The 7,699-nt window shown below is 44.5% G+C and carries 9 protein-coding genes; 2 read left to right on the top strand and 7 right to left on the bottom strand.

Annotation, left to right across the window (positions count from 1 at the left end; genetic code table 11):
* Positions 1-198: 198 nt before the first annotated feature.
* The 6 genes from E5S67_RS23210 to E5S67_RS23185 all read right to left on the bottom strand — a co-directional run bounded on the left by E5S67_RS23210 (position 199) and on the right by E5S67_RS23185 (position 4,568).
* Positions 199-897, bottom strand: coding sequence for a fasciclin domain-containing protein (locus E5S67_RS23210; RefSeq protein WP_172190729.1), 699 nt, complete (start codon positions 895-897; stop codon positions 199-201).
* Between the two features lie 165 nt (positions 898-1,062).
* The gene (locus tag E5S67_RS23205) at positions 1,063-1,845 is read right to left on the bottom strand and encodes an MBL fold metallo-hydrolase (protein WP_172190728.1); all 783 of its coding nucleotides are present in this window, start codon (positions 1,843-1,845) and stop codon (positions 1,063-1,065) included.
* A gap of 321 nt (positions 1,846-2,166) precedes the next feature.
* Positions 2,167-2,754, bottom strand: coding sequence for a glutamine amidotransferase-related protein (locus E5S67_RS23200; RefSeq protein WP_172190727.1), 588 nt, complete (start codon positions 2,752-2,754; stop codon positions 2,167-2,169).
* Between the two features lie 177 nt (positions 2,755-2,931).
* Positions 2,932-3,393, bottom strand: coding sequence for a diacylglycerol kinase (locus E5S67_RS23195; RefSeq protein ID WP_246276945.1), 462 nt, complete (start codon positions 3,391-3,393; stop codon positions 2,932-2,934).
* A gap of 212 nt (positions 3,394-3,605) precedes the next feature.
* Positions 3,606-4,142, bottom strand: coding sequence for an rRNA maturation RNase YbeY (gene ybeY, locus E5S67_RS23190; protein WP_172190725.1), 537 nt, complete (start codon positions 4,140-4,142; stop codon positions 3,606-3,608).
* Between the two features lie 207 nt (positions 4,143-4,349).
* Positions 4,350-4,568, bottom strand: coding sequence for a DUF3285 domain-containing protein (locus E5S67_RS23185; RefSeq protein ID WP_172190724.1), 219 nt, complete (start codon positions 4,566-4,568; stop codon positions 4,350-4,352).
* A 433-nt stretch (positions 4,569-5,001) separates the two neighbouring features.
* Between E5S67_RS23185 and E5S67_RS23180 the strand changes: the two genes are divergently transcribed.
* Positions 5,002-5,826, top strand: a complete 825-nt coding sequence (locus tag E5S67_RS23180) for a hypothetical protein (protein WP_172190723.1) — start codon at positions 5,002-5,004, stop codon at positions 5,824-5,826.
* A gap of 99 nt (positions 5,827-5,925) precedes the next feature.
* On the top strand, positions 5,926-6,861 hold the full coding sequence (locus tag E5S67_RS23175; protein ID WP_172190722.1) for a DUF1350 family protein: 936 nt from the start codon (positions 5,926-5,928) through the stop codon (positions 6,859-6,861).
* Here the strand turns inward: E5S67_RS23175 and E5S67_RS23170 are convergent.
* A complete protein-coding gene (locus E5S67_RS23170) occupies positions 6,858-7,670 on the bottom strand; it encodes a DUF4058 family protein (protein ID WP_172190721.1) in 813 nt (270 codons plus the stop codon). The genes E5S67_RS23175 and E5S67_RS23170 overlap by 4 nt on opposite strands.
* Positions 7,671-7,699: the final 29 nt, after the last annotated feature.

The raw sequence follows: 7,699 nt of genomic DNA, 5'->3' as shown, positions 1-7,699 counted from the left end.
TCCATTTGCTTTCTTCCCTTTCATTTATTATCAAACTTTTCTATTTTACCATCGAAATACATATTTACATCTCAAATGGAATTGCTATATATTAATTCTGAATAGCCTGCCATAAAAATAAGGACACAACATTGTTGTGTCCTTATTTCGCTTTCATTTAACCGAATCTGACATCAATTGATGGAAAAAACGCTAGTCCTACCTTGTTGGAGCAGGCGGCATCAATACCTTGTCAATTACGTGAATAACGCCGTTGCTAGCTTTGATATCAGCTTTCACAACATTAGCGCCGCCGACAGTAACTTTGCCTGCGCTAACTGCTACGTTGAGCGAACTGCCTTCGACACTTTTAACATCGCCGGATTTGAGGCTAGTAGATAAAACCGAACCAGGAACAACGTGGTAAGTTAAAATCTTAGTAAGTTTGGCTTTGTTGGCCGGTTTGAGCAAATCATCCACAGTTGCTTTTGGCAAAGCAGCAAATGCCGCGTCAGTCGGAGCAAAAACAGTGAAAGGGCCTTTTCCTTGTAAAGTTGTAACCAAACCTGCTGCTCCTAAAGCCTTCGTCAGTGTCTTGAATTGAGCGTCGCCAGATGCAATAGCAACGATATCCTTAGTAGCGGCAGTTGGTGCCGGCGAAGCGCCAGTTGGTGCCGGCGAAGCGCCAGTTGGTGCCGCCGGTGAAGTGCCAGTTGGTGTCTGTGAAACGCCAGTTGGTGCCGGTGAAGCAGTGGTTTTTACATTTCCTGCAACTTGTGGAGTTTGAGTTGCATTAGCAACATTGGTGCTGGAGGTGATGTGAGCCCAAGCCGGGAAACCAATCAACGCGCTAGCGCCGATTATTCCTGCGAAACCTGTCAGTTGTTTCATCCAGCTAGGTAAATTTTGATTTTTCATTGCGCTTGCATTTCCTTAGGAGATAAAACAGTGAACATGAATTGTTATGTTAGCCAAATCTCGACAAAAGGCAAGGTTGCCAGAGGCTAAGATAGAGAGAAATTTCTCTTGCATCCCCGATCGAACAAAACTTCCTTACTATAACGCAAGCTGAGCAATCGGGCATCAACCGCTAAATCTGTAACTCAAAACCTCAATCACCGAACCAGTTTGGGGTAAGTCAGCAGATTTGATCGAAATCGTGTCATTATTCAATCGGCGCACCGGCGTACCATCCATCAGCGCCAAGAATTCATCTAGCGGCACTAAATCGCACGCAGCAGCATCGGCGGCTTGGGTTTTGAAATGTGTCGGAATCACCATCTTCGGTTTGAGAAGTTGCAAAGTTTGCTTCGCTTCCGCCGGAGTGTAAGCTTTGGGCCCGCCGCCCACGGGAATCAGCACTACATCGGGCCGCCCGATCAAGATTTGTTCTTCAATGCCGATCGGGCCAGCAACTCCGCCCAAGTGTAAAATCTTAACGCCCGCTTGCTGCCACAGCCAAGCCACATTGACCCCAAATCGCCTTCCTCCCTCACGGTCTTTTTCCGTCCGAATCCCTTGAATCCGCAGCCCGTTAGACCTGTAAGCCCCAGGCTCGTACAAAAGGCCGGGATTGCCCGCAAATCCGTCGATCGCCCCTTCATCAAGCAACCGGCTGCTAATCAGAATCAAATCTGTTGGCACTTTAGGAGAGCGATAGCCTGCGGTACAGCCTAGGGGGCGAAAAGGATTCACCAGCACCCTCGCACCGCCTCCGGCGAACAAGAAGCAAGTGTGCCCCAACCACTGAACCGACAAAGAATCAGCAGTTTGAGCTTGATAGCTTTCCCATCCAGATGGTAAACCAGTTGCTAAAGCTGCTAGCAAACCCGTCTGTGCGTAACGTATTAATTGTCGCCGTTTCATCTTGTGGTTGGGGTTGTCGGGTGTTGGTCGTTTGTTGTTATACCACAAAACACAGTCAATCGATTTTAGATTTTAGATTTTAGATTTTAGATTTACTCCACAGATGAATCTGGGATATGGAACTTTCGTCTAAAATTTGGGGTTCACCACGACCATTTTTGGGGCTTGTATCCTTTTGTGGGCGGTTGAGATGCGAAAATCTGCACCCTAGTTTTACCGTAAAGTTCGCAGTGCCACCCTAAAGATTTAGATAATTTGAACAGTCAGGTGTGGATTTCGCACCCGAAAGATGCAGACAAAAACTCAAAATTCAAAACCCAACTAAAGCCGTTCCAAAAAATTTCGCAATAATTGCTTTCCAGAAGTCGTCAAAATACTTTCCGGGTGAAACTGTACACCTTCAATGTGCGGATGTTCCCGATGCCGCACGCCCATAATAGTTCCGTCTTCAACCCAAGCGGTAATTTCCAAAACTTCTGGACAAGTCTGCTTTTCAATTACTAAACTGTGATAGCGAGTTGCAATCATCGGCGATTCCACGCCCTGAAAAACTCCGGTGCCTGCGTGTTCTACCTGAGAAGTTTTGCCGTGCATCAACACGGGTGCAGAAACAATTTTACCCCCGAATACTTGACCGATACTTTGATGTCCGAGGCACACGCCTAAAATTGGTAGAGTCGGGCCTAATTCTTTGATTAATTCCAGAGAAATTCCCGCATCTTCCGGCCGCCCCGGGCCTGGAGAAATCACCACTGCTGCCGGCTGCAATCGGCGAATTTGTGCTAATGAAATTTGGTCGTTGCGGTAGACTTGCACTTCGCTTGCTACCGGCAACTCAGCACCCAGTTCTCCTAGATACTGTACCAAATTGTATGTAAAACTGTCGTAGTTATCGATGACTATAATCACGGGTTAAGTTAGATTTTAGGTTTTAGATTTTAGATTTTAGATTGACTCGCTGCCTGAAAGCAAGGGTTTCAAGATTTTAGATAGATGCCGAAGATAAGAATAGCTGCAATATAGACGAATAAAACTAAAAATCTCAAATTGGTCATCTAAAACCTAAAATTTTCTGGGTCTAATAAGTTACTGACGGGCGATCGCAATTTGAACGACTGCCCACAAAGGAGGAAGCAGAAGTGCAGCACCGACTATGATCGCAGCCATTGCCGATACCAGAACCGCTCCGGCACCGCAGTCTTTGGCAATTTTGGCTAGTTCGTGGTAAGATTGCCCGACTGTCAAGTCTACCACCGATTCGATCGCCGTATTCAAAAGTTCCATGGCTAAAACTATGCCAATGGTGACGCCGATCACAGATATTTCTACAGGTTTCAGTTGTAAAAATAGCCCGAGTCCGATCGCCAATGTTCCTATAATTGTGTGAATCCGAAAATTGCGCTGAGTTTCAAAAGCATAACTCAGACCCCCCCAAGCGTATCTAAAACTCGTAGCTAAGCTAGATGCGATTTTCCAGGACAGCTCTCGGTTGTATTTCAAGGCTTTTTTAGACTCGTGGACTGTCTGGCTAGAAGAGTCTTGAGGCATGGGCAGAAACTGTGCGATTTGTGATGAAATTGAGGGTCTATCTAGTGTCATAAAGAACCAACTTTAATTTACAGAGATGAATGAAAGCTAAACTTTTCAAATTAACTTCATCAAGTCTAGGTAACTTTTCTAAGTTTTTACTAAAGTTCTGGTTTAATTTCAGAAAGTTATGTTGGGCTTGACATGATTTGTTAAGTAACCATCAACTTCAGTTATCCTGTTTGGATCGCAAGACCGATCGCCCGCAGCAATGTTTCTTGTCGATCGAGCATTTGAGTCAGACTTTCTTCATCCGGGTGATCCCAGCCCAAAAGATGTAAAAAACCGTGGGTTGCGAGCCAAGCTAGTTCGGTTTTCAGCGGATGTCCTTGCTGCTGGGCTTGTCGGTTAGCTGTATCGATCGAGATGACGATATCACCCAAGTATAAAGGTTCAGATGACTGCATTTCCTCTAGTTGAGGACAGTCTACCTCTAAAGCTGCGAAAGCTAGTACATCGGTCGATCGATCGAGCTGGCGGTACTGGAGGTTGAGGCATTGCATCTCCGTATCGGCGGTTAAACGCAGACTGACTTCGTAGCCCGGGGCAACTGGCACATCCGCCGCCTGGTTTTCCAGCCAAACGCTAAACCAATTTTCCCAGGTTTCGCCTGAAATCTCCCCGCTGGCTGCAATCTCAGGGAGGCTGGAAGCGTCGGCTGACTGCTGGGCGAGCCCGTAACAGTCTTCGACGTTCACCTCTATTAACATTTTTTTGATCTCCTGTCAAGCGATATATTCAATTTTTTTACAAATTCCAATTCCGCGATCGAGCTAATAGACTTTTTGCTTTCAGCAGGCACATTACAATAATCTGTTGAAAATTGCAACTGGCCGGGAACACAATCAGTTTAACTTCCGATTATGAAAGATGAAAAACATCAGCGGAAATTAGAGGCTGATTGTTTAAATCCCCGATTAAGAATTGAAATATCGATCGAGAAAAGCCAAACCGACGAGTACGCCTAAAAGTCCCGCCGCTGTCAAGGCAAAGTGAAACAAAGAAGTCGCCCGCTTGCGAACCATGTTCCGCATCGCCAGCTTGACATAACTCGGTGGAGGTGCAGTGTTTGTCGGCGCTGTCGGGGTTTCGGCGGACTCTTCGGAAGCGGGAATTGCTGAGGGAGGTTGACTCATAGTCGTTAGTTTAGAAGGTTAACAAAGGGGCTGCTGAGGACAGGCTCGCCCCGATAGTAACAAATATGTAACGTTTTGTGTAGGATTTTTTAGGTTTCAGAGGGCCGCGGGTCTGTTTAACGAGGATTATACCAACAGATTAATGTGCGATCGGACTGACGATCGATTCGATATTTTATCTTCATCCCCAGATACACAAGGATAAATTAAATTGCCGATCCGCGTTCCTAAGCGGTTTAACAAAAATTTTTAAATTGTCAAGACGCACAATCAAGCGACACTCATTTGAGTTAACTCAAATGAGTGTCACCAGAAAAAGCGACTGTTAACCAACCGCGACGGGCAGTTATTCATAGATATAGCCACGGAAAAACATAAACAAATTTTCCCGGGTAAAGACTAGCCCAAAAAGTTAAATTACTCTGAAAACAACATGGAAATTTCCACCTTTGAACTCCTCGCAAAGCCGATCGCACCTCTGAACCTTCTCCCTCCAAACCTCGACCCAGTGGCTCGTCGAATCGTTCAGGGATACTTTCTCACCATCTCCAATCTCGAAGAGTTCGACGTGCGATATCGGATTGAGTTTACCGTCAGCTTACCCACGCTGCCAAACCCGAATAAAACCTTGCTCGACAACGCTGTCATATTTTTTGATGCTGAAGCCGATAACATCCAGGTACCTCTGATTCAGGATCAAATGAAACCTGAGATATATCGCGCATCTTTCAGAATACCCGCTCGCAAAACAGCATCTTTTCAATTGTTGCCTAAACTGCCAGACGTTCTGGCTGCAAGTATGTTGGAAGTGCGCGGGTTTGTCTCACTATTTCGGCGCAAAATATTTCCTGCACCCCTGCGACCAGTCAAGGTATTATTGAATCCCGAAATTCGCGGTACTTTCTTGCCGAATGATTTCGCAACAGTACCTCCTAGTCCTCCTAATCCTGACCTAGACTTCGATCAAATTAATTACACTTTAGCGATCGCCAGTGGAAAAGCCTTAAACGAAATTCCTCCTGAACCACCCGAACAAGTTATCGGCGGACCAATTCTCGTCTCGCCAATCCTTGAGCCGCTTTTGGAAGAGTTACGCAACGGTACTTCGGACTTGGCTAGTTTGGAAGCAGACAATCCAGAAAAAGCTAGAACGCTAGTGCAACTGCTAGCCCAACTCGATCCCAGTGATATCAATTTGAAAGACCTAAATACAGTGATGGACAAATTTGATATTCCTGTCAGAATGTCTCGCAGCTAGAACTGTTAAAGGGTAAGTAACTGTAAGGTGGGCAAGACCCACCTTACGTTTGATTACGTTTAATTACGCCCACTTCTACACTCACTGAGCTTTATTCAAATGTCGAACTCATTTAAATTTCAGCCTGTTTCTTTTAGTTGGGTGGCTGTTCATCCGCAGCCCAAAGGTGTTGTTCAATTTATTGGTGGAACTTTTTTTGGTAGTTTGCCAACTTTGTTTTATCGATATTTTTTACAACAGTTGTTTGAAGAAGGTTATACCGTAATTGCTTTGCCATTTAGATTTACTTTTCGTCACTGGCCGATCGCTATTGGGTTATTAAAAGAACAGGAGATACTGAGAAAAGAACTGACCGAGATTGCTCAAAGATTAGGCTATGAAAGCGAAATTTATCAAGAACCATCGAGTTATTTTTGGGTTGGTCACAGTCTGGGATGCAAGTATATTGCTCTTTTAGAATTTTTAAGCGACGATCGGTATCCAAATATTGTGGAGAAATTCTGCGATCGCCCTGACTACGAACGGATTCAAAGGTTAATCGAAAATCTGGGCATCGACCGACCTTCAATTAAAGGCCAGCCGTCCTTATTAATTGCTCCTGATATCAGTAATACAGAGAGCGCTATTCCAGTGCGATCGCTAGCACAATTGTTAGACAAGTTCCGCTTAGGAGTGCTACCAACCAGAGAACAAACTCAATGCTTTATTGCTAATAGTTCTCTGTTTAATTTGACTGCAATAATTTCTTTCGACCGAGATGAAATTGCTGGTTCTATCAATGATATCAACAAAAGTCCAGAAATACAAAAAAACAGCGATGTACTTTGGCTCATACAACAGCTAAGTAATAGAAAATTGCCTTTATTGAGACAGGAAATAGAAGGCAAACATTTAGAGCCGGTTGGCATCAAAATCGGTAATTATATTGTTGACCTCAATCCTTGGGATAAATTCATCAAACCTCTGAAAAGCCGATTCCTTGAATATTGGTCTGTTCATTTTTTGGATGCTTTGAAAAAGCGGTTAGGCGCTTAACTATCAGTTGTTATTTGCGATCGCCCTTTCAATCCCCTTTCCTCCAACAAAACATCCGCCCAAGCAGCATCAGTTTCGGACAGCGCGGGAACGGGTGCGACGGTGTAATCTATTCTAAAGTCATAGGCTGCGCGATCGTAAACCCCATTTAATAACGCTTGTAAATCTACAATTGGTTCTGCATCGCCCGCGCGCAAAGGTAAGGGAAACGGAGGAATAATATCGGGTAAATTAAAAAGGTACAAATCTGCGATCGGACGCTGATATCCCCGACTTACCAAAATTCGATAACTTGCCTCAACATCGTTACCAAAAACTGGTAGAGGTTGGTAACTTCGCAGCAAGTCAATTTCTACCAGATGAGTGCGACTGCTAAATACTTTTTCTCGTTTTTCTTCATACATTTCTCGCCCTTTTCCGGGGCGCTTGTTTGTTGGTGAAAGCACTTCAATCACCGTCACTACCTTTTTAGTTTCGGTTTCGACGATCTGCAAATAACTTTCTTTTACTTCCATCGGTAAAGGGATTCTCACCTTCAAAGATTGGGCTGGCGGAGCAGCAACGGCGACATTAGAATTAGTTTCGGTTGCTGGAGTTGGTGAGCGCTGTATCGTAACATCGGGAATTCCAATTAGTAAAGCATCTTCACCGCTGATTTGATAAATTCTTTGTTCGATATCTACTAAATATTTAGGTAGCAGTTGCGGAGTCAGCAAATCTGCGATCGCCACTATTAACCTATTGTGAACAGAACGCCACAATTCAGGACTTTCTAAATAAGGATTCATCCCCGGAAATGGATTAGGCATTGATTTAACTCCTCTTCATTTACTTATTG

This window comes from Microcoleus asticus IPMA8, assembly GCF_013179805.1.
GTDB classification, from domain to species: domain Bacteria; phylum Cyanobacteriota; class Cyanobacteriia; order Cyanobacteriales; family Microcoleaceae; genus Microcoleus; species Microcoleus asticus.
This window is presented reverse-complemented; position numbering and strand designations above follow the sequence as displayed.